21 protein-coding genes and 1 tRNA gene are annotated in these 24847 nt (G+C 51.4%); 12 read left to right on the plus strand and 10 right to left on the minus strand.

Annotated features, from left to right (window positions below; genetic code table 11):
* Positions 1–2: 2 nt before the first annotated feature.
* From RBH92_RS14335 to lnt, 5 genes are read right to left on the minus strand one after another with little or no spacing between them, the layout of a single operon-like run.
* On the minus strand, positions 3–740 hold the full coding sequence (locus tag RBH92_RS14335) for a lysophospholipid acyltransferase family protein (RefSeq protein WP_307932669.1): 738 nt from the start codon (positions 738–740) through the stop codon (positions 3–5).
* Positions 737–1276: a D-glycero-beta-D-manno-heptose 1,7-bisphosphate 7-phosphatase gene (gene gmhB / locus RBH92_RS14340; RefSeq protein WP_307932670.1), complete on the minus strand. Its 540-nt coding sequence runs from the start codon at positions 1274–1276 to the stop codon at positions 737–739. Before gmhB ends, RBH92_RS14335 begins: the two co-directional genes overlap by 4 nt.
* Before the next feature lies 1 nt (position 1277).
* Positions 1278–3479, minus strand: a complete 2202-nt coding sequence (gene glyS, locus RBH92_RS14345; protein ID WP_307932671.1) for a glycine--tRNA ligase subunit beta — start codon at positions 3477–3479, stop codon at positions 1278–1280.
* Positions 3476–4402: a glycine--tRNA ligase subunit alpha gene (gene glyQ, locus RBH92_RS14350; RefSeq protein ID WP_307932672.1), complete on the minus strand. Its 927-nt coding sequence runs from the start codon at positions 4400–4402 to the stop codon at positions 3476–3478. The genes glyS and glyQ overlap by 4 nt, the downstream gene beginning before the upstream one ends.
* 41 nt (positions 4403–4443) lie before the next feature.
* On the minus strand, positions 4444–5946 hold the full coding sequence (lnt, locus tag RBH92_RS14355; RefSeq protein WP_374049973.1) for an apolipoprotein N-acyltransferase: 1503 nt from the start codon (positions 5944–5946) through the stop codon (positions 4444–4446).
* 479 nt (positions 5947–6425) lie between these two features.
* Between lnt and RBH92_RS14360 the strand changes: the two genes are divergently transcribed.
* The 12 genes from RBH92_RS14360 to fic all read left to right on the plus strand — a co-directional run bounded on the left by RBH92_RS14360 (position 6426) and on the right by fic (position 16705).
* On the plus strand, positions 6426–8162 hold the full coding sequence (locus RBH92_RS14360) for a tetratricopeptide repeat protein (RefSeq protein WP_307932673.1): 1737 nt from the start codon (positions 6426–6428) through the stop codon (positions 8160–8162).
* A 102-nt stretch (positions 8163–8264) separates the two neighbouring features.
* Complete coding sequence (gene minC / locus RBH92_RS14365) at positions 8265–9038, plus strand: septum site-determining protein MinC (protein ID WP_307932674.1); 774 nt, start codon at positions 8265–8267, stop codon at positions 9036–9038.
* A 24-nt stretch (positions 9039–9062) separates the two neighbouring features.
* Positions 9063–9875: a septum site-determining protein MinD gene (gene minD / locus RBH92_RS14370; RefSeq protein ID WP_292922338.1), complete on the plus strand. Its 813-nt coding sequence runs from the start codon at positions 9063–9065 to the stop codon at positions 9873–9875.
* Positions 9872–10150 carry a cell division topological specificity factor MinE gene (minE, locus tag RBH92_RS14375; protein ID WP_292922336.1) on the plus strand — a complete coding sequence of 93 codons (279 nt, stop codon included), beginning with the start codon at positions 9872–9874 and terminating at the stop codon, positions 10148–10150. Before minD ends, minE begins: the two co-directional genes overlap by 4 nt.
* A 57-nt stretch (positions 10151–10207) precedes the next feature.
* Complete coding sequence (lolB, locus tag RBH92_RS14380) at positions 10208–10876, plus strand: lipoprotein insertase outer membrane protein LolB (protein WP_307932675.1); 669 nt, start codon at positions 10208–10210, stop codon at positions 10874–10876.
* A gap of 7 nt (positions 10877–10883) precedes the next feature.
* Positions 10884–11732 carry a 4-(cytidine 5'-diphospho)-2-C-methyl-D-erythritol kinase gene (gene ispE, locus RBH92_RS14385; protein WP_307932676.1) on the plus strand — a complete coding sequence of 283 codons (849 nt, stop codon included), beginning with the start codon at positions 10884–10886 and terminating at the stop codon, positions 11730–11732.
* Positions 11731–11805, plus strand: a tRNA-Gln gene (locus RBH92_RS14390). The genes ispE and RBH92_RS14390 overlap by 2 nt, the downstream gene beginning before the upstream one ends.
* Positions 11806–11883: 78 nt before the next feature.
* Complete coding sequence (locus RBH92_RS14395; protein ID WP_307932677.1) at positions 11884–12834, plus strand: ribose-phosphate pyrophosphokinase; 951 nt, start codon at positions 11884–11886, stop codon at positions 12832–12834.
* A 63-nt stretch (positions 12835–12897) separates the two neighbouring features.
* Positions 12898–13515 (plus strand): 50S ribosomal protein L25/general stress protein Ctc, encoded by a 618-nt coding sequence (locus RBH92_RS14400; protein WP_307932678.1) that lies wholly within the window; start codon positions 12898–12900, stop codon positions 13513–13515.
* 119 nt (positions 13516–13634) lie between these two features.
* Positions 13635–14204 (plus strand): aminoacyl-tRNA hydrolase, encoded by a 570-nt coding sequence (gene pth, locus RBH92_RS14405; RefSeq protein WP_374049940.1) that lies wholly within the window; start codon positions 13635–13637, stop codon positions 14202–14204.
* A 56-nt stretch (positions 14205–14260) separates the two neighbouring features.
* Positions 14261–15352 (plus strand): redox-regulated ATPase YchF, encoded by a 1092-nt coding sequence (gene ychF / locus RBH92_RS14410; RefSeq protein ID WP_307932680.1) that lies wholly within the window; start codon positions 14261–14263, stop codon positions 15350–15352.
* A 246-nt stretch (positions 15353–15598) separates the two neighbouring features.
* Complete coding sequence (gene fic / locus RBH92_RS14415) at positions 15599–16705, plus strand: protein adenylyltransferase Fic (RefSeq protein ID WP_307932681.1); 1107 nt, start codon at positions 15599–15601, stop codon at positions 16703–16705.
* A gap of 1 nt (position 16706) precedes the next feature.
* On the opposite strand, the gene RBH92_RS14420 is transcribed toward fic, so the two are convergent.
* The 5 genes from RBH92_RS14420 to RBH92_RS14440 are packed head-to-tail and all read right to left on the minus strand — an operon-like array spanning position 16707 to position 24841.
* On the minus strand, positions 16707–17804 hold the full coding sequence (locus RBH92_RS14420; protein ID WP_307932682.1) for a virulence RhuM family protein: 1098 nt from the start codon (positions 17802–17804) through the stop codon (positions 16707–16709).
* 33 nt (positions 17805–17837) lie between these two features.
* A complete protein-coding gene (locus tag RBH92_RS14425; RefSeq protein ID WP_307932683.1) occupies positions 17838–18944 on the minus strand; it encodes a hypothetical protein in 1107 nt (368 codons plus the stop codon).
* The gene (locus tag RBH92_RS14430) at positions 18937–20703 is read right to left on the minus strand and encodes an AAA family ATPase (RefSeq protein WP_307932684.1); all 1767 of its coding nucleotides are present in this window, start codon (positions 20701–20703) and stop codon (positions 18937–18939) included. The genes RBH92_RS14425 and RBH92_RS14430 overlap by 8 nt, the downstream gene beginning before the upstream one ends.
* Positions 20700–22397: a restriction endonuclease subunit S gene (locus RBH92_RS14435; protein WP_307932685.1), complete on the minus strand. Its 1698-nt coding sequence runs from the start codon at positions 22395–22397 to the stop codon at positions 20700–20702. The genes RBH92_RS14430 and RBH92_RS14435 overlap by 4 nt, the downstream gene beginning before the upstream one ends.
* Positions 22394–24841, minus strand: a complete 2448-nt coding sequence (locus RBH92_RS14440) for a type I restriction-modification system subunit M (protein ID WP_307932686.1) — start codon at positions 24839–24841, stop codon at positions 22394–22396. Before RBH92_RS14440 ends, RBH92_RS14435 begins: the two co-directional genes overlap by 4 nt.
* Between the last annotated feature and the right edge of the window lie 6 nt (positions 24842–24847).

Here is a 24847-nt window from a genome sequence, read left to right on the forward strand (position 1 = left end):
GGCTAGGATTGCTGCGGGTTGATCTGACCGATGCGCAACATCTCAGCCTCGATCCAGGCTTCGACCTGCGCATTCAATTCCCCGGCTTCCATGCCGGTAGGATCGATCGGTTTACCGATGCTGACGGTGACGGTGCCGGGATGTTTGACGAACGAATTCTTGCCCCAAAATTCCCCGGCATTATGCGCGACCGGCACCACCGGCACGTTGGTATGCGTCGCCAGCCAGGCGCCGCCGATGCGGTATTTGCCGCGCTGTCCCGGCGGAATGCGCGTGCCTTCAGGGAACACCACGATCCAGAAACCTTGTTTGATCCGGTCTTTACCTTGATCGACGATTTGTTCCAGGGCTTTTTTCTTGGCGCTGCGGTCAATCGCAATCGGGCTGGTCATCGCCAAGCCCCAGCCGAAAAACGGGATGCGCAGCAGCTCTTTTTTCAATACCCACACTTGCGGCGGAAAGATTTCCTGAAATGCCAGCGTTTCCCACGCCGATTGATGTTTGGACAGAATAATGCTCGGCGATGCCGGAATGTTTTCTTTGCCGATGATGCGGTAACGCAGCCCGCACAGGTGCCACAGTAGAAACAACATGATGCGCGTCCAGCTCGAGGTGACGCGGTAGCGGTTATGCGGCGACAGCGGGAAACACGCCAGCGTCAGAATCGCATACGGTGGCGTAATGATGATCTGCAGCAGCATATACAGCGCTGAGCGCGCAACGGCCGGCCACTTGCTCATTCTTCGCCAACCAGTTCATCGGCCACCGCCGCCAGATCGTCAAAAATCTGCGTATGCACCGGAATTTCCGTGGAGTCGCGCGTGAACTGCCCATTACCCGTCAACACCAGCACCGGAATTGCGCCGACCGCCGCCGCGGCTTGCAAATCTTTCAACGAATCGCCGACAGCCATGACATTTTTCAGATTGACGCCGTAGCGTTGCACGATTTCCTGAAACAACCCGGTTGCCGGTTTGCGGCAATTGCATTGATCCGCATTGGTATGCGGGCAGAAAAAAATCGCGTCGATACGCCCGCCTGCGTGATTTACCGCTTTGTGCATCTTGTCGTTGATGGCGTTGTAAGCCGCCATATCGAGCAAACCGCGGCCAATGCCCGATTGGTTGGTGGCGATTACCACGCGGTAACCGGCGTGTGTCAGCCGCGCAATCGCTTCCAAACTACCGGGGATCGCAATCCACTCCTCCGGCGTTTTGACGAAAGTTTCGCTGCTCTCATTGATGACACCGGCTTGGTCGAGGATGATCAGTTTCATATCAGGACGCGAGTTTGGAAAGATCGGCGATGCGGTTCATGATGCGATGCAGTTGCGCCAGTAACGCCAGCCGGTTGTTACGCAGCTTCACATCGTCGACATTGACCATCACATGATCGAAAAAAGTATCAACCGGTGTTTTCAGCGTTGCCAGCAATTGCAATGAAGCGGTGTAATCACCGGCGGCAAAAGCTTTTTCGGTTTGCGGCTGAATAGCTTGCAACGCCTGATAAAGCGCCTGTTCATCGGCTTCTTGCAATAAACCGGTATCGACGCTGTCACTGATAGCACTTTCCGACTTCTTGAGGATATTGCCGACCCGCTTGTTAGCCGCCGCCAGACTAACCGCTTCCGGCAATGCGGCAAACGCCCGCACGGCAGCGAGACGTTTGGGAATATCGCTTAACTGCTGCGGATTCAAACTGAGCACAGCGTCGACTTCCTGCGGCGTGTAGCCTTGGTCGCGTAAGTTACCTGCGAGGCGTTCGTAAACAAAATTAAATAATTTTGTAAATATCTCTTCCTGCGTTCCAGGAACACTATCGGGTAGTACATATGCATTCCGCCGACATGTCACCGAAATAATTGATTCTTGAGTTTTATCACTGCAATTTGACAGCCACTGCTGAGCAAACTGATCCTCTTTAAGGATATTAATCGCTGATCGAATTAATTCGTCCAATTTTAGCGATAAATTTTTTTCAATTAATATTCGAATAACACCGAGTGCATGGCGGCGCAATGCAAATGGGTCTTTATCTCCGGTAGGAACCTCGCCCATATAAAACATATCGATCAAAGTCACTAACTTATCCGCCAGCGCTACGCTGACTCCCGCATCGTTACGCGGCAAGTCATCACCGGCAAAACGCGGCTTATACTGATCCTCGATGGCAAACGCAATCTCGTCCCCCAGACCTTCGTGTTGCGCGTAGTAGCGTCCCATGATGCCTTGCAGTTCCGGAAACTCACCGACCATATCGGTTAATAAATCGGCCTTTGCTAACGCGGCCGCTTCGCGTGCCGAAGTTGCCGCGTTTAATTGTTTCCCAATCATATAAGCGATCTCGCGAACATAGTGCATGCGCAAACCCTGCGTACCGAGCTTATTGTGATAAACCACCTTATCCAATTCCGGCAAGCGCGATGCCAGCGTTTTTTTACGATCCTGATCGAAGAAAAACTTGGCATCGGCGAGGCGCGAGCGCACCACGCGTTCGTTACCGGCGATGACTTGCGCGGGATCGGCCGGGCGGACATTGGAGACCAGCAGGAATTTGTTGGCGAGCTTTCCTTGCGCATCGAGCAACGGAAAATATTTCTGGTTTGCCTTCATCGTCAGAATCAGGCATTCCTGGGGCACTTGCAGGAACTCTGCATCAAATGTGCCAACCAGCACGTTCGGATGCTCGACCAGCGCGGTCACTTCGTCGAGCAACGCCTCATCGTCGATGGGTGTGAGATGTTCTTTCGCAGCGGCGGCGGCGAGCTGGCGCGCGATTTCGGCGCGGCGTTCGGCAAAACCGGCGAGCACGGCGCCTTCAGTTTGCAGTTGCTGTGCGTAGCTATCGGCGTTGTGCAGCACAATAGGGTTCACTTTGGCCTCAAAGCGATGACCTTGCGTCTCGCGCCCAGCTTGCAGGCCAAGCACGCTGACCGGTACGATATCGGCACCGTGCAGCGCCACTAGGGAATGTACCGGGCGCACGAAATGCACGCTCTGCCAGCCGTCCGCCAGTTGATACGTCATCACTTTCGGAATCGGCAATTGGCTGATCGCATCCTGCAAGGCTTTTTGCAGTCCGTCGGTCAGCAACGTGCCTTGCACAACGATATCCAGAAACAGTGTTTCGGTTTTACCGTCCAGCGCACGCTTGAGTTGCGGCACAGCCGAGGCGTCGGCACCAAGACTGGCGAGTTTTTTCAATAACGGCGGTGTCGCCTGACCTTGCGCGTCCAGACCGACTTTGACCGGCATTAGTTTTTGCGTAACCGCTTGATCGGCGGCTTGCGCCGCGACGTTGGCGATATGCACCGCCAATCGTCTGGGAGTGGCGTATGGCGTGATTGCCGCATCGGGCGCGATCAACCCTTGCGCTTTCAGACTATCGGCGAGCAAACCGGCAAAGCTGCTGCCGAGTTGTTTCAACGATTTCGGCGGCAGTTCTTCCACCAGCAATTCAACGAGCAGATTTTGGGTCATGATGCGGATTCCTGCATATCGGGCATTTGCGCGACCCATTCACGCGGCGCCAGCGGAAACGGTGGATTGAGGTTCTTACGGCTGTCGTAATAGGCTTTGGCGACTTGCCGCGACAGGTTGCGGATACGGCCGATATACGCGGCGCGTTCGGTGACGGAAATCGCGCCGCGCGCGTCGAGCAGATTAAAAGTATGCGCGGCTTTCAATACTTGCTCGTAAGCCGGTAATGCCAGTTGCTTGCCGATCAGATGATTGGCTTGCGCTTCGTGCTTGCCGAATGCCAGAAACAAAAACTCGGTGTCGCTTTCCTCAAAATTGTATTTCGATTGCTCGACTTCGTTTTGATGATACACATCGTGATAGCGCAGCCCCTTGGTCCAAGTCAGGTCGAACACGCTTTCCACGCCTTGCAAATACATCGCCAACCGTTCCAGTCCGTAGGTGATTTCGCCGGTGATTGGCTTGCAATCAATGCCGCCGACTTGCTGGAAATAGGTGAATTGCGTGACTTCCATGCCGTTCAGCCAGGTTTCCCAGCCCAATCCCCACGCGCCCAGCGTCGGATTTTCCCAATCGTCCTCGACCAGCCGTACGTCGTTTTGCGTCAGGTCGAAACCCAGTTCGCGCAGCGAATCCAGATACAAATCGAGGATGTTTTTCGGCGCCGGTTTCAGTATCACCTGAAACTGATAATAATGCTGCAAGCGGTTCGGGTTTTCACCGTAACGGCCGTCCTTCGGGCGGCGCGACGGTTGCACGTACGCCACCTTCCACGGTTCGGGGCCGATGGCGCGCAAAAAAGTGGCGGTGTGGCTGGTGCCCGCGCCGACTTCCATATCGTACGGTTGCAGAATCGCGCAGCCCTGTTTGGCCCAGTAGCGCTGTAACGTGAAAATGATTTCCTGAAAGGTCAGTGTCGGCATAAAATGTCGAGTTATATCGTTAAATTAAAAACATGCGGATTTTACCGGGTTTTCTGCGCGGCGCGAAAGGCGGATAACAATCCGATGCTCAATAACAACACCGCCAATCCCAGCACCGGATAATTGCCCACCCGCACGTACGGTGTTGCGCCGGTAAAACCTTGCGCCACACCGTGCAATGCCGCTGTGGTGAAAATTTCGATGGTCTCGAGTACCCGCCCGCGTTCGTCGATAATCGCGGTGACGCCGGTGTTGGTCGCGCGCAGCATATAGCGTCCGGTTTCCAAGGCGCGCATTTGTGAAATCTGCAAATGTTGCTGCGGCCCGATCGAACGGCCGAACCAGGCATCGTTGCTGACGTTGACCAGCAGTGTCGCTTGCGGTAGCTGATTGATGATTTCCTCACCGAACACGTCTTCGTAACAAATATTGATCGCCACGCGTTGTCCGGCAATGGCCATCGGTTGCTGATCCAGCCCGCCGCGCGAGAAATCCGACAGCGGAATTTGCAGCACTTGAATCACCCAGCCGAACAGCGGCTTGAACGGAATGTACTCGCCGAACGGCACCAGATGATGCTTGCGGTAGCTTTGTTCCGGCGAGGAACCAAGGCTGAACATGGTGTTGTAATACGCATCGCCGTCTGTATGATCGCGCTCGGCCAGGCCGATCAGCACATCGCCTTTGACATTGCGGGCATGCTCGGCGATATATGCCAGATACGCGGGCGGCACTACGTCGTTGAACAACGGAATCGATATTTCCGGCGTCACAATCAACCGGCTGTCGCTTTCCAGGATCAACTGCGCGTAGGTTTCCATCGAATGTTCGATCTGATCCGCTTGCCATTTCAAATCCTGCGAAATATTGCCTTGCAGCAGACTGACCGTGACCGGTTCACCCTCGGGTTGCACCCACTTAATCGCCTGCAACACAAAGCCGCATAACCAGATCGTTAGCAAAGCCGCTCCCCAGCGCCAGTTCCTGCGAACATTCTCGATCCAGAAAAATAACAAGGTGGCGCTGAATACGATAATCAAAGAAATACCATACACGCCGACAATCGGCGCAAAACCCGCCAGAGGGCTGTACGGCGCTTGCGAGTAACCCAGCGCCAGCCAAGGAAAACCGGTAAACAATGTGCCGCGCAGCCATTCGGATAACATCCACAATGCCGCAGCCAATGCTCCCCAAAGCCAGGGCGAGGCCACGCGCAGCCGGGTTAACAGCCACAAACCGCAAGCCGGGAACAACGACAGGTACGCGCATAAAATGATCAATGCCACCACTGCGATCGGCATCGGCATCGCGCCAAAATCGTGCAAACTGACATAAATCCAGGTCACGCCGGCGCTAAACAAACCCATGCCGAAACTGAAGCCGAGTGCGGCGTTTTTGAGCGGATTCCGGTTTTTATGACACAGCGCCAGCAGCCACGCCAACGTCATGACCGGCACCGGAAACAGGTAGAAAGGCGCAAAACCAAGTACCGTTACCGCGCCCGCCAGATAAACCAGCAGCAATTTTAAATAAGGATTCTTCAATCGTGTCAATGATAAAAAATGAAAAAATATAGCAAAAAAGTTACGCTTATTCGCGCGCGGCAACAATAGAACTGTGAACTTTCATAAGTTAATGCTGTTCTCAGCGTTTAAGGAAACGCCGGTTAATCCGCCGGGCATGATGAAATGCAAGACGGGTGAAGCGCAAGAAACGAAGCATATCATAACGATAAGCGAGTTTCTGAGCGCCGGCCAACGCAGCGAATCGCTTGCACAGTCAATTATTCAGCGCTTCCCTTGCTTTTCGTGATGACAATCAGTACTACTTATGCTAAATAGCTATTTATTCACTTTATTATCCGGCAATAGTAATCGAAGGCCTTTGTTACAATAGCACCCAGCCTCAAATCGCAGCGATATTAAACGATATGCAAATAGATTGATGAGCTTTAATAAATTTCTACAGCGCTGTAAATAACTGATACGGTTTACCCAATATTCGAAAATCAAACGGATTTCTCATGAAATTTAAACTTCTATATGTGTTATTGCTATCTGGACTTTCTGCCTGCGCGCAGATGCCTGCGAATCAGGCAACAGATAAAAACGGGGAATCCGTCGAGCAAGATGACGAGGGTCATCGAAACCTACCCAAGCAAGAGCTGACCGCCCCGGTCCTGTTCGATTTTTTAGTCGGTGAAACCGCTTTGCAGCGCGGTAATCTGGACATCGCAGTTAATCGCTATATCAAGCTCGCCAAGACTACCAGAGATCCGCGGCTCGCCAAACGGGCAACGGAAATTTCGCTGCACGCGGGCAATCCCATAGCCGCCGAGCAGGCAGCAACCATGTGGATTGAACTTGAGCCGGATTCACCGGATGCCCGCCAGACCATTGCCGCGCTGTTGGTGAACCTCGGTAAATTGGATGCAGCCAAACCGCATCTTGAAAAATTATTGGCATCGCAAACCGATCAAGTCGGTAATGCGTTCATGCAACTGAATCAACTGCTGTCCCGCAATCCGGACAGAGCGGCAACGCTGCGGCTGGTTCAGCACCTGTCCCGGCCTTATAAAGATTCTCCGGAAGTTCATTTTGCGGTTTCACAAGCCGCCTGGTTTGCCAACCAGCACCAGCTCGCGCAAGATGAAATGCAACGCGCACTGGAATTACGCCCTGATTGGGAAGTCGCGGCTGTGCATAATGGCAGAATACTGCAACGGATTTCAGCCGCCGATGCCGGCAATTTCTACCGTGATTATTTACAGAAGTTTCCTGCTTCCAACGAAGTGCGCATTGCCTATACGCGCTCATTGATCGGCGATAACCAGCTGGATCAAGCGCGCGAGCAAGTGCAATGGTTACTGGACAATAATACGAACGACCCGGAAATCACACTCGCAACGGGATTATTAGCCGCCGAAATGGGCGACTTCGACACCACCGAATCCAGTTTCAAAAAAGCCTTGGACTTAGGTTATAAAGATGCCAACGCCGTGCATTTTCATCTTGGCCAGATTTACGAAGAAACCGGCCGCGGGGACATGGCGATGCAATCGTATCAAATGGTGAAAAGCGGCAGCCGCTTTCTACCGTCGCAAATCCGATACGCCGATTTGCTCGCAACCAAGGGTTTTTTAAAAGAAGCTCGTGCGCATCTGCAAAACCTGCCGGCCGCCAATGATCAGCAAACGGCGCATTTAATCCTGGCGGAAGCGCAAATCCTGCGCAGAACCAAAGCCCATCAAGAAGTATTCAACTTACTGAACGACGGCTTAAAGAAATTGCCCGATTATCCCGAGTTGCTCTATGACCGCGCCTTGGCTGCCGACAAACTGGGCAAATTCAATATCCTCGAAGAAGATTTACGCAAACTGATTCAGCTCAGGCCCGACAACCCCCATGCCTACAATGCGCTGGGGTACAGCTATGCCGATCGCGGCAAGCAATTGCCCGAAGCTCTGAATCTGATCAAAAGGGCTCTGGAACTGTCACCCGAAGATCCCTATATCATGGATAGTCTGGGGTGGGTATACTACCGCATGGGTAATATTGCAGAAGGTCTGAATTATTTGAATCTGGCTTTTGCCGCCAAGCCTGATCCTGAAATTGCCGCCCATTTGGGCGAAGTGCTTTGGATACAAGGCGCAAAAGAAGATGCTAAAAATATCTGGCGCGCCGCTTTGGAAAAAGACCCGGATAACGATGTCTTGCTGGAAACATTAAAAAGGCTTACCAAAAAGAAAATCATCGATTAAGTTTTCATAAACCGGGCATGTTCGGTGATATCATCCTGACAACAGCAACGGCTCCGACAAGCCGTGAATTACCCGTGCCCTTATCGATCGTAAACCCTGAAAATGTTAAATACTTCTTCAACGCCAGCACTGGAATTTAAAAGCAGCACTTTTTTTTCTCCCATCCTGATTCTTTTTACCAATAACATCGCCGCCATTGAACAGACTTTGCATGAAAAGATAAATCTGGCCCCGGAATTTTTCAAAGATTCTCCGGTCATCGTCGATTTGCGGGAACTTAATAAGCAGAATCTGGAATTGAATCTTTCCAATATCATTGATCTGCTCCGCAGGATAGGTTTTTTCCCGGTCGGCATCCGCGGCGGCAATGAACACCAAAACCAGCAAGCTCGCGCCTTGTTCATTCCTATCGATACCGTGCGCGATCTTGGGAGTTCCATCGTCATTGGCGAACCAACCAAACAGGAACCCGTTCAACAGACCAGCATTCAACCTGAAATCAAGCCGCCGAAAGAACCGGTAAAACCGGTTGCGATTCCGCCCGTGCCTGCGGCAGCAACCTTGGTAACCCATCCGATTCGCTCCGGGCAACGCATCTACGCATCCGGTGATTTGATCATTCTGTCGCAGGTCAGCGCCGGTGCCGAAATAATGGCTGAAGGCAACATACATGTCTATAATACCCTGCGTGGACGTGCACTGGCGGGTGTGCATGGAAATACCGCCGCCAGAATTTTTTGTTTCGATTTGCAGGCGGAGCTTATATCGATCGCTGGCGACTATAAAACCAGCGAGGATATCAACAAGCAAACCTATAAAAATCCGGTACAGATCTACCTTCAGGATCATGCATTGATCATTAAAGAAATCGCTTAAGACCAAACAGTAAAGGAGGCGCAATTGGCAAGAATTATAGTCGTGACATCGGGCAAGGGGGGCGTCGGCAAAACCACAACGAGCGCAGCGATTGCCATGGGATTAGCGAAAAAAGGCCACAAAACGGCTGTTATCGATTTCGACGTGGGATTACGCAACCTGGATTTAATTTTGGGCTGCGAACGCCGGGTAGTCTATGATTTTATCAATGTGATCAATGGTGAAGCCAGCCTCAATCAAGCGCTGATCCGCGATAAAAACTGCAACCTGCTGTATATCCTGCCGGCCTCGCAAACGCGCGACAAAGATGCGCTGACGCAAGAAGGCGTGGGTAAGGTTTTAGATGAATTATCCAAGGATTTTGAGTACATTGTCTGCGATTCACCCGCCGGTATTGAAAAGGGCGCCAATTTAGCGCTTTATTACGCCGACGACGCTTTTGTCGTCACCAACCCTGAAATTTCATCGGTGCGGGATTCCGACCGCATGCTCGGCATTCTTTCCAGTAAATCACGCCGGGCCGAAAGAAATGAAGAACCGATCAAGGAATATTTATTGCTGACCCGCTACGATGCGGACCGGGTCAAATTGGGAGAGATGTTAAGCCTGGAAGACGTGCAGGAAATACTGTCTTTGGAGCTATTGGGCATCATCCCCGAATCAAAATCGGTCTTATCCGCATCCAATGCCGGGATGCCGGTCATACTGGATGAAAAAAGCGAAGCCGGTCAAGCTTACGCCGATGTCGTTGCGCGATATTTAGGAGAGAAACGTCCGCATCGATTTATCGATGGTAAACAGGGATTTCTCAAGCGACTTTTTGGAGGAAGAAAATGAGCTTACTTGACTATTTTAGATCTTCCAAACCCAAGACTGCGTCAGTAGCCAAGGAAAGGCTGCAAATTCTTGTCGCGCACGAGCGTAAATACCGCAATCAACCATCGTATTTACCGCAATTGCAAAAGGAATTGCTTGAAGTCATCCGAAAATATGTAAATGTCGATCAAGACGCGATATCAATAAATTTTGAACAGGATGAAAATCAGGAAACATTGGAACTGAATATTGTTCTGCCGGATTATCAACAAACCAATAGAACCGCCAGTAGCTAGCGTCTGCCGCCCGGTGCGCGCGGCTTGAGGAATCAGATTGATAATCGTTGTAATGAATTGAGAAAATCCAAACAGCCTGTGATGTGGCTTCGAATAAACCAGCGGAACATTCTTCCGGGAATTTTGATCGGTTGCCTGATAATTCTGCTGCACGGTTGCAAAACCATTCCAACAGTAACACCATCCGATGCGGTTGCCACTACCGTATTATTCGATCCCGCAACATCCGCGCAGAAAACGCCAGCCTATGATTTTAATATTTTAGGCCGCATCGCAATCCAAGACGAAAAACAAAGTTTTTCCGGCAGTTTCCGCTGGACACACTTTGCCGCGAACGACGAAATTCTGTTATTCACCCCATTGGGCCAGGCGGTCGCGGAAATCACCCGGGATGCTGAAGAGGTTCGTTTAATTACTTCCAAAATGGAAGGCTACTATGCCAACGATGTCGAAGCTTTGACGGAACAGATTCTCGGCTGGCGATTGCCGCTCGATGGCTTGCGGTATTGGATTCAAGGATTGCATTCACCACTGACCGCCGCTGAAAAAGATCTGGACCGGCAAAATCAGCTTCTCACAATCCGGCAAGACGGCTGGCACATCCATTACAATAGTTTTACCCAAACCTCGTTCAGTACGGCGCCGTTGCCAAAAAACATCAGCTTGTTCTTCGAAAATCAGAAACTGAAAATCCGCTTGATCGTTGATAACTGGAAAGTCAACTAATTCGCCCATGCATACCTTTCCCGCTCCGGCAAAACTGAATCTTTTTTTACACGTAACCGGCCGCCGGCCGGATGGCTATCACTTGTTGCAAACCGTATTCCGCCTGATTGATTATTCAGATCAGCTCAGTTTCCGGTTGCGGCCCGACGGTATTATCAAACTGCACACCCCGATTCCCGGTGTGCCCGAAGACAAAGATTTATGCGTTCGCGCCGCCACGTTATTGCAGCGCGAAGCCGCCGTCACGGCAGGCGTCGATATCTTTTTGCACAAACAAATTCCGATGGGCGGCGGTCTCGGCGGCGGCAGTTCGGATGCCGCGACCACATTAGTAGCACTGAATCATTTATGGCAAGCCAATGTGAGCCAAGCGCGCTTGCTCGAACTGGGATTGCAATTGGGCGCCGACGTTCCGGTATTCATTTTCGGTCAAAATGCGTTTGCCGAAGGTGTCGGCGAGAAGTTATCCGCGATTGAACTCCCGCCCGCCTGGTATCTGGTTCTGGTACCATCCGTTGCAGTATCAACCGCAGAGATTTTTGGCAGTAAGGAATTGACACGAAACACAATACCGATCAAAATACCGCCCTTTTCCGTCTGGCAAGGACATAACGATCTAGAATCGGTCGTTTGCCGCTTATACCCTGAGGTCGCGAGATGTTTGGAGTGGCTAAAGAAACTGGAAAATACTACAATAGCAGCCATGAGCGGTTCAGGAGCGTGCGTTTTTGCAGAATTTGCTTCAGAACCGGCAGCACAAGCCGCATTGGAAAAAATTCCCAATGATGTCAAAGGGTTTGTAGCAAAAGGATTAGATTACCATCCGATTCAAAAAATCATTGAATCAAAGATTTAGGGGAGTCGCCAAGTGGTAAGGCACCGGATTTTGATTCCGGCATTCGTAGGTTCGATCCCTACCTCCCCTGCCAGTTTCTTTTATTGAGAAAAATTCGAGTTAAGTGGAAAACCTTTACTATTTTTCAAACTGATTATTGCAAAGAAATAACATGGCCTATGACAGTTTGATGGTTTTTACCGGCACTGCCAATCCCAAATTGGCGGAAGATGCTGTCAAGCATCTCAATATTCATCTAGGGCGCGCCACCGTCGGGCGTTTCAGTGACGGTGAAGTAATGGTTGAAATACTCGAAAACGTGCGCGGCAAGGATGTATTCGTGCTGCAATCGACCTGCGCGCCGACCAACGACAGTTTGATGGAAATACTGGTGATGGTGGATGCCCTGAAACGCGCATCGGCGAGCCGCATTACCGCTGCCATTCCCTACTTCGGCTATGCGCGCCAGGATCGCAGGCCGCGTTCGGCTCGGGTGCCAATTACCGCAAAAGTGGTCGCCAATATGCTCACCACCGTCGGAATCGACCGCCTGCTGACGATGGATTTGCATTCGGATCAGATTCAGGGTTTCTTCGATATGCCGGTTGACAATATCTATGGCATGCCGATTTTGCTCGGCGATATCTGGAAACATAATTATCAGAATCTGATCGTGGTATCGCCCGACGTTGGCGGTGTAGTACGGGCGCGGCACTTGGCCAAGCGCTTGGAATGCGACCTGGCCATCATCGATAAGCGCCGTCCCAAGCCGAATGAAGCCAGGGTCATGAATATCATCGGTGAAGTCAAGGATCGCACTTGCGTGATTATTGACGACATGGTGGATACCGCCAATACACTCTGTCAAGCGGCCAACGCCTTGAAAGAACATGGCGCGAAATCGGTCATTGCATATTCTACCCATGCGGTTTTATCCGGCAACGCGGTGGAGCGGATTCAAAATTCCGCATTAGACAAACTGGTGGTTACCGATACCATTCCGTTGCGCGCGGATGCGATGGCTTGTGACCGCATTTGCCAATTAAGCATCGCCAGCTTGCTGGCGGAAACGATGCTGCGGATCAGCAATGAAAGTTCATTAAGTTCGCTATTCATGGAATAGCCATAATCGTTTTATTAACCGGTTTGTTTGGTCGCGAACAAACCATCACTCAGGAGTCATACAATGAAAATTGAAATCAGCGCCGACAAGCGCACATTGCAGGGAAAGGGTGCGAGCCGCCGCCTGCGTCGCAGCGGCATCGTTCCGGCGGTTATTTACGGCGGCGAAGCCCCGGCACAATCCATTGAAATGAATCATAAGGATTTGTTTTACAATCTCAAACACGAAGCGTTTCATGCGTCGATCCTGACGATCAGCGTTGACGGTAAAAAAGAACCCGTACTGTTACGCGATATCCAAATGCACCCCTTCAAACAGCAAGTGCTGCATGTCGACTTTCAGCGCGTCGACAAGAATAAGAAAATTCATATGAAGGTGCCATTGCACTTCATCAACGAAGAAATTGCACCCGGTGTGAAAACCTCCGGCGGTATCGTGTCGCACATTCTCACCGAAGTCGATATCAGTTGCTTGCCAGGGGACTTACCGGAATTCATTTCGGTGGATTTGGCCGAGCTAACTGCTGGCCACACGCTGCACTTGAGCGATTTGGTACTGCCTAAAGGCGTTGAAACCGTGGCATTAGCCAAAGGTGAAAACTTGCCGGTGGCGACAATCGTTATTCCGCGTTCGGCACTTTCTGAAGAAGCAGCTGCGGCAGAAGGCGGCGAGAAGAAATAAGCGGTATCGAAAAACCGTCACGCGTTGTACTGGAAATTGGAAAAATCTGCTGGCGTTGATCATCAAACCAGCAGATTTTTCTTTTAGGGGTATGGGTCTCAGTCAAATCAATGGTTGCCATGAAACTGATCGTTGGCTTGGGTAATCCCGGCAAAGAATACGACGGAACCCGGCATAACGCCGGTTTCGATTGGGTCGATCAGCTCGCCCGCATGCTGCAAGTATCGCTCAAGCTGGAAACGCGCTTTCACGGCTTGTGCGCGCAAGTCCGCCAAAAAGATCTCGACGTGTGGCTGCTGGAACCGCAAACGTTCATGAACCGCAGCGGTCAATCGGTTGCCGCGCTGTGCCAGTTTTATAAAATCCTGCCGGATGAAATCATCGTGGTGCATGACGAACTGGATTTGCAACCCGGCGTTGCCAAATTGAAAAAAGGCGGCGGTTTGGGCGGACACAACGGCCTCAAGGATATCGCGGCCAGATTGGGCACGCAGGATTTCTGGCGGTTGCGCATCGGCATCGGTCATCCGGGCGACCGCAACGCCGTGGTCGGTTATGTGCTGCACCCGCCGCGAAAGGAAGAAGCGCCGCTGATCGATGAAGCCATTCAAAAAAGCCTGGAAGTCTGGCCACTCATCGCGCAAGGCGCGTGCGAAGCGGCGATGCTGAAACTGCACACCAAAGCATAAATTCCAGCAATAATTCATCACATTGTTATTTAACCCTTTTTAATGAGAAACCGGTCATGAGTCTGAAATGCGGAATCGTAGGCTTGCCCAATGTCGGCAAATCCACCTTGTTTAATGCGTTGACCAAAGCGGGCATCGCCGCGGAAAATTATCCATTCTGCACTATCGATCCGAATGTCGGCATCGTCGAAGTGCCGGATCCGCGCCTGCAAAAACTCAGCGATATCGTCAAACCGCAAAAAGTGCAACCGGCCATCGTCGAATTCGTCGATATCGCCGGGCTGGTCGCGGGTGCGTCCAAAGGCGAAGGACTGGGTAACAAATTCCTCGCCAACATCCGAGAAACTGACGGCATCGTCAACATGGTGCGCTGCTTCGCCGATGACAACGTCGTGCACGTCGCCGGCAAGGTCGACCCGATCTCCGATATCGAAGTAATCCAAACCGAGCTGGCGCTGGCCGACCTCGCCACAGTGGAAAAAACGCTGCTGCGCGAATCCAAAGTCGCCAAATCCGGCAACAAGGATGCGATCAAGTTGTGCGCCTTGCTGGAAAAAGTGCAAGCGCACCTGAACGAAGGCAAACCCGCCAGAACGCTCGAGCTCGACAAAGACCAAAAGCACCTGTTGCAGCCATTGTGCTTATTGACCGCCAAACCGGCGATTTACGTCGCCAACGTCGACGATCACGGCTTTGAAAACAATCCACTGCTCACCCGCGTGCAAGAATACGCCGCCAAGGAAGGCGCGCCCGTCGTCGCCATCTGCGCCGCACTCGAAGCGGAGATCGCGGAACTGTCCGACGAAGACAAACAAGTCTTTCTAGCCGACCTCAACCTTGAAGAACCCGGCCTCAACCGCCTGGTGCGCGCCGGTTACGACCTGCTCGGGCTGCAAACCTACTTCACTGCCGGCGTCAAAGAAGTCCGCGCCTGGACCATCCACAAAGGCGACACCGCCCCGCAAGCAGCCGGTGTCATCCACACCGATTTTGAAAAAGGCTTCATCCGCGCCGAAGTCATCAGCTACGACGACTTTGTCACTTACAACGGCGAACAAGGCGCCAAGGAAGCCGGAAAAATGCGCCTCGAAGGCAAGGAATACATCGTCAAGGATGGCGATGTGATGCACTTCCGCTTTAACGTCTAAGGAAACTCTGAAAAACTACTGCGCTCCGCCATGATGCGTTGAAGTCAGGTTCAAAATGCTCATTTACTATCTGTAAATTGCGCTTTTTCACCTGATTTCGCCTTGCCTGTCCGTCGCTCGCTACCTTTTTCAGAGCTTCCCAAACGAATATGTCGCAAAAACAGAAAATTTGCGACATATTGAGTTGACCTGTCGCTGCGGACGACATAAACTGACAACGTGTCGCAAAAATGTAGAAATTAAACCATGACAGCTTGGCGTCCGGATCAACCTTACAACGATCTTCCGCTTTTACCTCCCGCAACCGAGCTTGAAACGCGCACGGTACTTAAGCAATGCATCGCCGCCCGGGCCGCACTGGCAGAACTCAAGCAAGCTGCCGAACTCATTCCCAATCAGGGCGTTCTGATCAATACCCTACCGCTGCTTGAAGCCCAAGCCAGCTCGGAAATCGAGAACATTGTTACCACCACAGACCGGTTGTTTCAGTTTCAAAACGCGAACGAGTACGCCGACCCGGCCACGCGCGAAGCCCTGCGCTATAGCAGCGCACTGCTGGAAGGGTTTCAAGCATTAAAGCAGCGCCCGCTGAACACCCGCACTGCGGAACAAGTATGCACCCGCATCAAGGGCGTCGATATGCAGGTGCGGCGCATACCCGGAACGGCACTGGCCAATCAAGCCACCGGCGAAGTGATTTATACGCCACCTGTTGGGGAAGACCTGTTGCGTGCCAAATTAGCCAACTGGGAACGCTACCTGCACGAAACACACGAAATCGATCCGCTGATCCGCATGGCAGCCGGACATTATCAATTTGAGGCGATTCATCCTTTCACCGATGGCAATGGCCGCACTGGACGTGTACTGAATAGTCTATTTCTGATCCAGGAAGATTTATTGACGCTGCCGATTCTTTACCTCAGCCGGTACATCATCAAGAACAAAACCGAATATTACCGCCTGCTGCTCGATGTCACACGCAACCAAGCATGGGAACCGTGGATTATCTTCTTGCTGCAAGGCATCGAAGACACAGCACACTGGACCACTGCCAAGATCGCAGCAATCCGTACCCTCTCAGGATTGACAATTGACCATGTGAAGCGGAAAGCACCAAAAATCTACAGTCGCGAGCTGGTCGATCTGATCTTCGATCTGCCATACTGCCGGATTCAGAACCTGGTTGAAAAAAACATCGCCGGACGCCAAGCCGCTTCGCGCTATCTTAAACAACTGGCAGACATCGGCGTGCTTGAGGAAAGAACCGTGGGACGCGAAAAGCTGTTCATTCATCCCAAATTGATGCGGTTACTGACACGGGATGACAATGCTGTGACATCCTATACATAAATCATTTTTCCCCTGAATTAGGTTTCGTTCTTTTGGATTTCTGATTTCCATTCTCCAGAGTTTTGGCTGCTTTCAACACTCGATCAAAATCGGATTCGATGTTCTGTGTCCGATTGAATTCCGCATATTCGGATAAAGCTTTCTGATCAGCTTGCGTCTTGCTCACATGGCCTTTATGTGTCAGCACTTCAAATTCGTTAAAGCTTAGAAACTTGTCTACACTTTCGGCCATATCAGCCATTCTCATTTGAAGCCGGTTTTCAATGATGTTTTCGATATAGTCGAAAAAACTGGAAATGGTACGTTCTAATCGCTTGATTTCCGGTTCGGTCAAATAGTTCTTAGCGACCGTTACATCTGAGGCGAGGATACGGCCATGAGGTGCATTTTTCCAAGTAAGTAAGCCCATGTGAGGAGCAGTACAATCAGCCTTCTGCAGAATGATCTCGGCTGCGGTCTGACCGGTAATGGCGTAGTGAAACTTGTTTTGCACCATGGCATAGAAGTTTTGCGTGATGTCCGATTTTGGATCGTAATCAATACTGCATTCGGCAAAGATGTCAGTGATTTGCTGATAGATACGTCGCTCGCTGGCCCGGATTGAGCGGACCCGCTCGAGCAATTCTTGGAAATAATCTTCGCCGAAAACTCGCTTTCCCTGCTTTAACCGCTCATCATCCAGCACAAAGCCTTTACGAATATATTCTTTGAGGATCTGGGTTGCCCAGATGCGAAACTGGGTAGCGCGCTTGGAGCTCACACGATAGCCAACGGCAATAATGGCGTCAAGGCTGTAGTGTTTGAGCGTGCGCCGGACAGCCCGCCCGCCCTCATTCTGAACTACCGAGAAATCCTCGGTAGTTGCCGATTCCTCCAGCTCGCCCTCAGCAAATATATTCTTAAGGTGTAAGTTGATATTGTCCGCGCTAGTCTGGAACAAATCGGCCATAAGGCGCTGGGTCAACCAAAGAGATTCAGCGTGGATGAGCACTCGCACATGTACTTTTTCATCATCGCCGGAATAAAGCAGAAAAGGAGCTTCGGCACCTTCTGTTATCGCAATAGGTTGCTTCTCATTCGGAGTTTGTTTCTTAGTCATATGCTCTCCCCAATATAATCTGCGCAATATCGGTTACGACAACGATTGCAATTCACGGTGCCAGGCTTCAAGGCGTGTAGGCTCAAGCATCGCATCGCTCAAAACTTTATGTACCTCATAATCTGGCTCGTTATCGAGTAAGCTGTCGCTATAGTCAGTTAGCCATGCCTGTAGGGCCGCAAGGTCATCAGGGCCTCGACTACGCCGCTTGAGATCGCTGAGTTCCTTTTGCTTCTTCCGATATTCAGCCTTAAACTCGAGAGTCCATCGGTGGGTTAAGTTGAGTAGTTTGTCAAGGTTATCGACCTTAGCTTGATCTGTAGGTGATGCAGACGTGCATTTGACTGCAAAATCTGGCAAAACATAATTGAGTCGCAACGCACCATCGGGGTGACGTAGATAGGGGTGAAACCAATCAGTAAAATCTCCAGTGTTATGAACAGGTTTCTGGCCTTTGGTATCCTCTCCCGAATTGCAGTCCGCACAGATCGGCAATAAATTGTTGTCACAAATGGAGAGTAATGGGAAACTCGCTTTGTGTAACCAATGATCAACTTCCGGTTTACCTAGCTCTCCACCGCAAAGCACACAGATTTCCCGTGAATCGGGATGTGGATCAAGTTTGTGAGTATTGCGGAATTCAGTAACAAATTTTTCGTATGTAACTTGCTCAACTGCAATATCTGTCGGTAAACCGTCAGCGCGATAAGGAAGACCCTCCCTGAATCCAACTTCATAGAATGCCACCAGAAGATTTTTGAAGGTCGTCCATGATGTATTTCGACTAGCCCAACCGTTTGGATATTGAAACGGCAATGCGGGTGGTGGGGTAGGCCCGAAGTGTTGTGCAAGGTTTGTGACTGCATTAATCCAGTTGGCTAATCCTTGCTTCTCAGGATTGCTCAAGTTAGCGATATCACATGATCGCCGCAACAATGTGTCACCTTCCGTCTTTCGGCTCAGAAATTTCCACAACCACTCCGCCTCAATGTGACTTGGCATTCGAGCTTTCAGATTATCCGGAGTGATATCTGCAGCATGAACATTCGCCTCGCATAACCATAGGGAAAATTTCTGCATCAATCGCTGACACGCCGCCAATGCAGGAGAGCAGGAAACATAATGAATGGGCTTAAGCATTCTTGCTCCGCCACATATTCAACAAAGTGCGCAATTCGCTACGATAAAACCCGGATCCCATGTGCTCAATCAATCGATCTAAAACTGCAATCTCTGCGGGTGTACCGGTAGCTTGGCGCAGTTTTTGTTCGATAAACGCCTGCGCTCGCTTGCCAATACTGTCATCGGCGTCAAAAACGGTCATCATCAGCGCACTGGGATCGGTGGCAAACGTTGAATCGGTGACACTGCGTATCCTCGATCCATTCGCCGTTTTTTCTACCATTACGATTTCGTTGTCGAATGCATCCGAGAGCATGATGGAAGAGTGGGTCGAAATCAGAACATCGTTGGCAGTATCGCCAATAGCACTATCAATGATATCTACAATTTCACGCTTCCATCGATCATTGAAATGCGTTTCCGGTTCATCAAGTAGCAGCAACGCATCTTGCTGGCTTTCCAGCAAATGAAACAATGCCATGCGCCCCAATACCATCCGTTCGCCATCCGACAAATCCTCGTAGCGCAGCACGCCGATATCCTGTTCACTTGTATCTGTACCGGTTTCGGGAATTGGTTGTCGGCGCAAACGCAACAGCACCTCGTCAAACAAGCCAGCTTGATTCAACTCCAGCAAGCGCTTAAACAAATCGAAAGGAGTAGCATTTTCGGCGCCACCAAGTAAAGTCCACAAAGCTTCACCTTGAGTGAAGCTTGTGCTCAGATCGACAGTGCGTGTTGAGGAGTCTTGTAAATTACATGTGCCCTTCAGGTCATAGATCAATAGTCGGCGCACTTCAAATGGATGCGGCTCAGCAATAACCTCACCCGCACACAACCACCAGTCATGCGCAGTTTCGCGCAGCTTGCGATCCCAGTTATCCACTTGTAAACAGCTACGAAAACTCACCGACACCAGATGGTGCCAACCGCCCCGTTCCAACAGTTCTTGTAGCGCATTCTTGTTATCGTTGCGGTGAAGGAATTTGGCCATTGCGGCATCAAACTCGGTTCGTCCCGGGTAATCTGCTGTTTCTACAAAAGCTTGGGGTAACGCTACTGCCAACAATGCACATTTGAGCAAAGTATCATCCAGCAGGATGGGGCGGCGGAATAAATCGGGATCGATGGGTATTTTGTTCGGTGCTCCAAGAGAAGATTCTTGCCGTGCGGCTTCCAATGCCAACTCTTGAGCATTGGTCCAGTCTGCGGGACGTTCATCGCCCAAAACTTCATCACTAGAATCAAACAAACCCTGTGCATCCTGATTTCGGCTCCAAATCGAACGCCAAGGCTCGAGGTCGCCGGTGGTATAAGCCAGCACGGCTTTCGGCATCGCAATGTCTGCGTTCTGTGGCCACATACCGCGCGGAATATATGTACGGAAATGATCAGCCTGTCCAGTTTCGCGGAGCTGTTGAATGGTTTCTTCAAATTTGTCAGCTGTGTCCGAATCATCCCAATGCCATCCTTCGGCCATCCATATTGCCGCCTGAGACTTCTTGCCCGGAAAATCCAAAACAAACGTAAAGTGATCCGATCGGCCCCGGTATCCAAGCTCGTATATGAGAGTGGCGGGAAACGGCGGCAAGCGCTGATCTGCCAGCGCCAAAAACACTTCGGCCACCGCACGCAGCAGATTGGATTTACCACTGCCATTGAGACCCACAACAAAACGAATGGCGCATTCACGCGCCAACGGCGAACCACTGGCAAAGCATATCTTGATATCCGTGATCGGCGGATAATTCTGCAAGTGCAGGTATCGCAGCCTCATGCAGAACCCTCCTGCTCTCCCAGCGCCTTGCGTAAATTCTCCACATCGGCAAGACGCGTAGATTCTTCCGTCCGCAGCGGGCGGAACGCCTTCAGATATTCGCGCTCACCGGTTTCGAGATTCTGCTTGGGTAACGTTACTTTGGCGATCAGACCCAAGGCCGCAAGTTGACCGAGCGTGCGGCGGATGCGATTGTTCAGTGCTGGACCGAAAGCTTGCAGTCGTTCGGCCACCTGCTCATCATCACAAAAACCGGCAAATACATCCGGATCTTCGGCCAGCAAAGGGTGGCCGGTTTGTTCACAGTACAGAGAAAATGCAACCAACACCTGCCGCTGAAATTCGCTAAGCTCGCCTAGCAACCAGTGGCGGGCAGGACACACCGTCGCATCCGTTTGAGCCGTAACGGTGGCCACAGCTTTGGCACTAGCATTGATGATCTTGGCACCGCGTTCGCGTAATAGAGTATCGCGGGCAGTAGCAGCGGCAATGAGTTCATCTTGATGGCGCTCACGCCAGCTTGCCGTAAGTTCTCCGGAAAAGGCTTCTACGGTTAGGGAATTGAACAACTCGCTCAATAGCCGCCTCGATTTGGCGATGTATTGCTGCACAGCTCGTACCTGCAACAGGAAATCACAGAACTGCTGCTGGAAATCAAGTGGTGGAACTGGGATAGAAATGACTTTCACTTGATCGGTTGTCAAATTCCGGAATACAGCTCCAACAGCTTGTTGATCGATTCTAGCGCGCAGCAGGTTCAGTGTATAAGCCACGAACTCAGGCAATAAGTCGTTTCGGAGGTCTCTCAGACCAACGAAACCGTCGTGAATGCAGGCATCGTGATTCAAGATTGCGGTGAGACCCGGTACTCCACTGACTGCGATAACAACCGATTGAGCAGACATCAGGCGACTGGATTTGGCCCCCTCCTCGGTCAAAGAATCCGTAATGGCATTGACCCACAAACCGTCACGGGTGAGGTCAGACACCATCAACCGTGGTATCAATCCACCAAAAAATCGAGGATCACCTTGAGGGCGTGGCGAGCTGCCCCGAACAACCTCGGAGACTTGCCCAATCTTGCGAATAGTCCATGCTTTTTCATTCCGCACCACATCACCAAAAAGTGTGTTGTAGTACTCGCAGGTCAATTCCTGCAAAGTATCTTCTGTGGTATTCCGGTTTTCTCCAAAGGCCTCCGCCTGCCGAAACACCTCGACGATGCGTTGCTGTTCGGGAAGTGTAGGAAGTGGAATAGAAAGTCGATCGAACGCATCAGCAGAGAGACGCGGCAAGTTTGCACCAGCGGCTAACTGAGCAGCATGCACATAAATAGCTGGTGACCTCAAATACCGAAGTGCAAATTCGACTAGTAGTTGATCTGAGGTTCGCAACGCCCAGATATCAGTACTACAAATACCGTCCTGCTCGGCGACATGCACTTTGTTCAAGTTCGGCCTCAGCTTGCCATATAGGATATCGCCTTTCTGGAATGCCGCCTTAATGCTAAGGATGTCGCTACTTTCCGTAAAATCTTGTATATCACGAAGCAATCTCCCGGTGTGGGATTCAATGTGTTCAAGTCCAACATAGAAGTGATTTGCAGAGCCCGATGTCTGTGGGTCAATTTTTGTTTCGATACGAATTAGCACATCGCAAAGTCGGGCTTGCACCCAAGTTTCCGGCAATTTCATTCCCGCCCCTCCACCATCGCCAGCAACTTGTCTAGTCCATTGATAATCTGCTGTTCCGTGGCCTTAAGCTCGCTAATCAACTCGGCCACACTCTTGTCACTCTTGAGCTGAGTAAAATCGAATGGCTTGTATTGCCCGGCGGAGAGATTCCAATTACGGGATTCAATACAGTCCGGGTCGAGTAGACCGTCTTTGAGCCAGCCTTTCTCATCATACAGGCCGTTTGCGAGCATCGCCTTAACATAAGTGGGACGCACCAAGCCATCGGCATCGTGCGAGCCGATCAGTTTGCCGTCGTCTGATTCCCATTTGTCGTTGCGCGCCCAAGCGCGTACCGGCACCACCCAGTGCTTGGCCGCTTTCAGCTCGGCTGCCTGATCAACTGCCAAGCTACGTAGGTTAACGTCAAAGCCATCGAGCTTGGCTACTTCACGCGCGCAAATTTCGATACGCTTAATGATGTCTGGCGGAGAACCATAATTAAGAAATGGAACCGTTTTGGGATTTATGACTGCGTTCTTATGATAGTCAAGCCCATCCGCTAATCCGTTTTTAGTCAAATCCTTCCATATCGCCAGTGCGGGCGAATCTTCCGGCTCGAAAAAACATTGCACATTTTTTGTCGCGCGGTTGAACTCTTGCAGCGGCAGTTTGATCGCTTTTTGCCATTGGCTTAGAAGTTGTTCCTTTGTCATCGCCTGATCGGCCTGCCATTGATCCAGGACCGACTTGGCCGCCGCGGCAAAATAACCAATAACGAGGTTACGTAATGTAGTCCCTACGTCTTGTCGTACTGTGCTTTCCGCTTCTTTCGGGTCGGATGGCAATCCGGGAAACAGCTCGTGGATGCTCCATACTTGCCCGTCCCACATATTGGTGTCAGGTGAGGAGGAAAAGGCTTCGCCGGCAGGTGTAAGTTTATCGGCTGTATCTCGCAACAGTGCTTGCCGCCAGCGTTCAGCCCAATAGCGCGGTTGCAATAACGTTTTCTCGTTGCGTAGAGCGCCTTCGCGACCGTGGGTCCGCCAGCGCTTAAACTTTTCCAGTCCATCCCATAAATCGTTGCGCTGGCCAGGCCGGGGATTACGCTTGGCGTCGAGCGAATAACCGTCTTCTTCCACTTCGTAAAACCAGACGTACTCGGTGCGCGGCGCAACACTGCCGGTGAAAGTTTGCTTGTCGTCGCGGCGGGTTTCCTTGCGGAAAACGAGAATAGAAGTTTTAACGCCGGTATAAGGCTGAAACACACCACCGGGCAAGGAAATCACGCCTTCGACCACGTGCTCGGTCAGCAGTTCGCGGCGCAGGCGCACGTGGGCATCGGTGTTGCCGAACAGCACCCCTTCGGGAATGATGACCGCACAGCGTCCACCTACTCGCAGTAGATCGAGCATTAGCCACAGAAACAGCAGCTCACTCTTGTTGGTGAGGGCGTTCTCTTTTTTCTTGCCTTTATCAGCAGCGCGAGGGAAAAGCTTGCTGTCTTTTTCCAGATCGTTACTATCCACCGTGCCCGTAAAAGGCGGATTAGCGAGCACGAAGTCGTAGCATTCTGATGTCAACAGCTCGGTCGAGCGTTTAGAGGGGTCGCGCTTGGATAGGCTATCCGCTTGATACAGGTGGGGATCATGGATGTCGTGCAATACCAGATTCATCCAGCCGATTCGTGCCATAGTGCGGTCATTATCAAGACCGACAAAATTGGCACCCTGGTGAATCGCGGCGTATTGCTCGGGTGTCGCGGCAGCGCCATCGGTGCGGTGCGGGGTGCCGTCCCATTCGAGCACTAGATTTTCTGGCGTCGAGTACTTGCGCATCAAATACTGCTGGGTGCTGAACAGAAAACCACCCGTGCCTGCGGCCGGGTCGATGATGCGCTGGCCCGGTTCAGGGTCGAGCAGCTCGACCATAAAGCGGATCAAATGACGGGGTGTGCGGAACTGGCCATTCTTACCGGCTGTAGCCATTTCACTGAGCAGATACTCAAATGTGTCGCCCATGATGTCCTGGGCGGCAGAACCTTCACCGGCGCGGGCGAACAGTTGGTCAATGGCATCGATGGCATCACTCAGCACTTTGCCTTTATTGGGGTCAAGCTGAAAGTAGGCATCCGCCATTCGATTATTGAGACTGGCCAATTCGGTGCCGTCAGCACTGGCGCCGGTGAAATGCTTGTCGAGCTCGCGCAGCCAAGGAAATACCACATTGATCAGGTGACCGGGGTTGGTTTTTTCCTGACGGATGTAACTCCATTTGCAGGTCTCATGACCAAAGTAGATAGAGGGAAAACCGCGCTGTTGACGCTTGAGATCAATATCTTCCAACCGCTTAAGAAACAGCAGATAGGTGATTTGCTCCACAGCCACCAACGGGTTAGTGAGTCCAGCTGCCCAGAAACGATTCCAGAGTTCATCGACTTTTTTCTTGATATGTGGCGCAAGCATTCAGTT

Source organism: Nitrosomonas sp. sh817 (assembly GCF_030908545.1).
Lineage (GTDB): Bacteria > Pseudomonadota > Gammaproteobacteria > Burkholderiales > Nitrosomonadaceae > Nitrosomonas.

Coding starts and splice junctions, on each gene's coding strand:
- RBH92_RS14335 (WP_307932669.1), bottom strand. CDS start 740: ATGAGCAAGTGGCCGGCCGTTGCGCGCTCAGCGCTGTATATGCTGCTG.
- gmhB (WP_307932670.1), bottom strand. CDS start 1,276: ATGAAACTGATCATCCTCGACCAAGCCGGTGTCATCAATGAGAGCAGC.
- glyS (WP_307932671.1), bottom strand. CDS start 3,479: ATGACCCAAAATCTGCTCGTTGAATTGCTGGTGGAAGAACTGCCGCCG.
- glyQ (WP_307932672.1), bottom strand. CDS start 4,402: ATGCCGACACTGACCTTTCAGGAAATCATTTTCACGTTACAGCGCTAC.
- RBH92_RS14360 (WP_307932673.1), top strand. CDS start 6,426: ATGAAATTTAAACTTCTATATGTGTTATTGCTATCTGGACTTTCTGCC.
- minC (WP_307932674.1), top strand. CDS start 8,265: ATGTTAAATACTTCTTCAACGCCAGCACTGGAATTTAAAAGCAGCACT.
- minE (WP_292922336.1), top strand. CDS start 9,872: ATGAGCTTACTTGACTATTTTAGATCTTCCAAACCCAAGACTGCGTCA.
- ispE (WP_307932676.1), top strand. CDS start 10,884: ATGCATACCTTTCCCGCTCCGGCAAAACTGAATCTTTTTTTACACGTA.
- RBH92_RS14395 (WP_307932677.1), top strand. CDS start 11,884: ATGGCCTATGACAGTTTGATGGTTTTTACCGGCACTGCCAATCCCAAA.
- RBH92_RS14400 (WP_307932678.1), top strand. CDS start 12,898: ATGAAAATTGAAATCAGCGCCGACAAGCGCACATTGCAGGGAAAGGGT.
- pth (WP_374049940.1), top strand. CDS start 13,635: ATGAAACTGATCGTTGGCTTGGGTAATCCCGGCAAAGAATACGACGGA.
- ychF (WP_307932680.1), top strand. CDS start 14,261: ATGAGTCTGAAATGCGGAATCGTAGGCTTGCCCAATGTCGGCAAATCC.
- fic (WP_307932681.1), top strand. CDS start 15,599: ATGACAGCTTGGCGTCCGGATCAACCTTACAACGATCTTCCGCTTTTA.
- RBH92_RS14420 (WP_307932682.1), bottom strand. CDS start 17,804: ATGACTAAGAAACAAACTCCGAATGAGAAGCAACCTATTGCGATAACA.
- RBH92_RS14425 (WP_307932683.1), bottom strand. CDS start 18,944: ATGCTTAAGCCCATTCATTATGTTTCCTGCTCTCCTGCATTGGCGGCG.
- RBH92_RS14430 (WP_307932684.1), bottom strand. CDS start 20,703: ATGAGGCTGCGATACCTGCACTTGCAGAATTATCCGCCGATCACGGAT.
- RBH92_RS14435 (WP_307932685.1), bottom strand. CDS start 22,397: ATGAAATTGCCGGAAACTTGGGTGCAAGCCCGACTTTGCGATGTGCTA.
- RBH92_RS14440 (WP_307932686.1), bottom strand. CDS start 24,841: ATGCTTGCGCCACATATCAAGAAAAAAGTCGATGAACTCTGGAATCGT.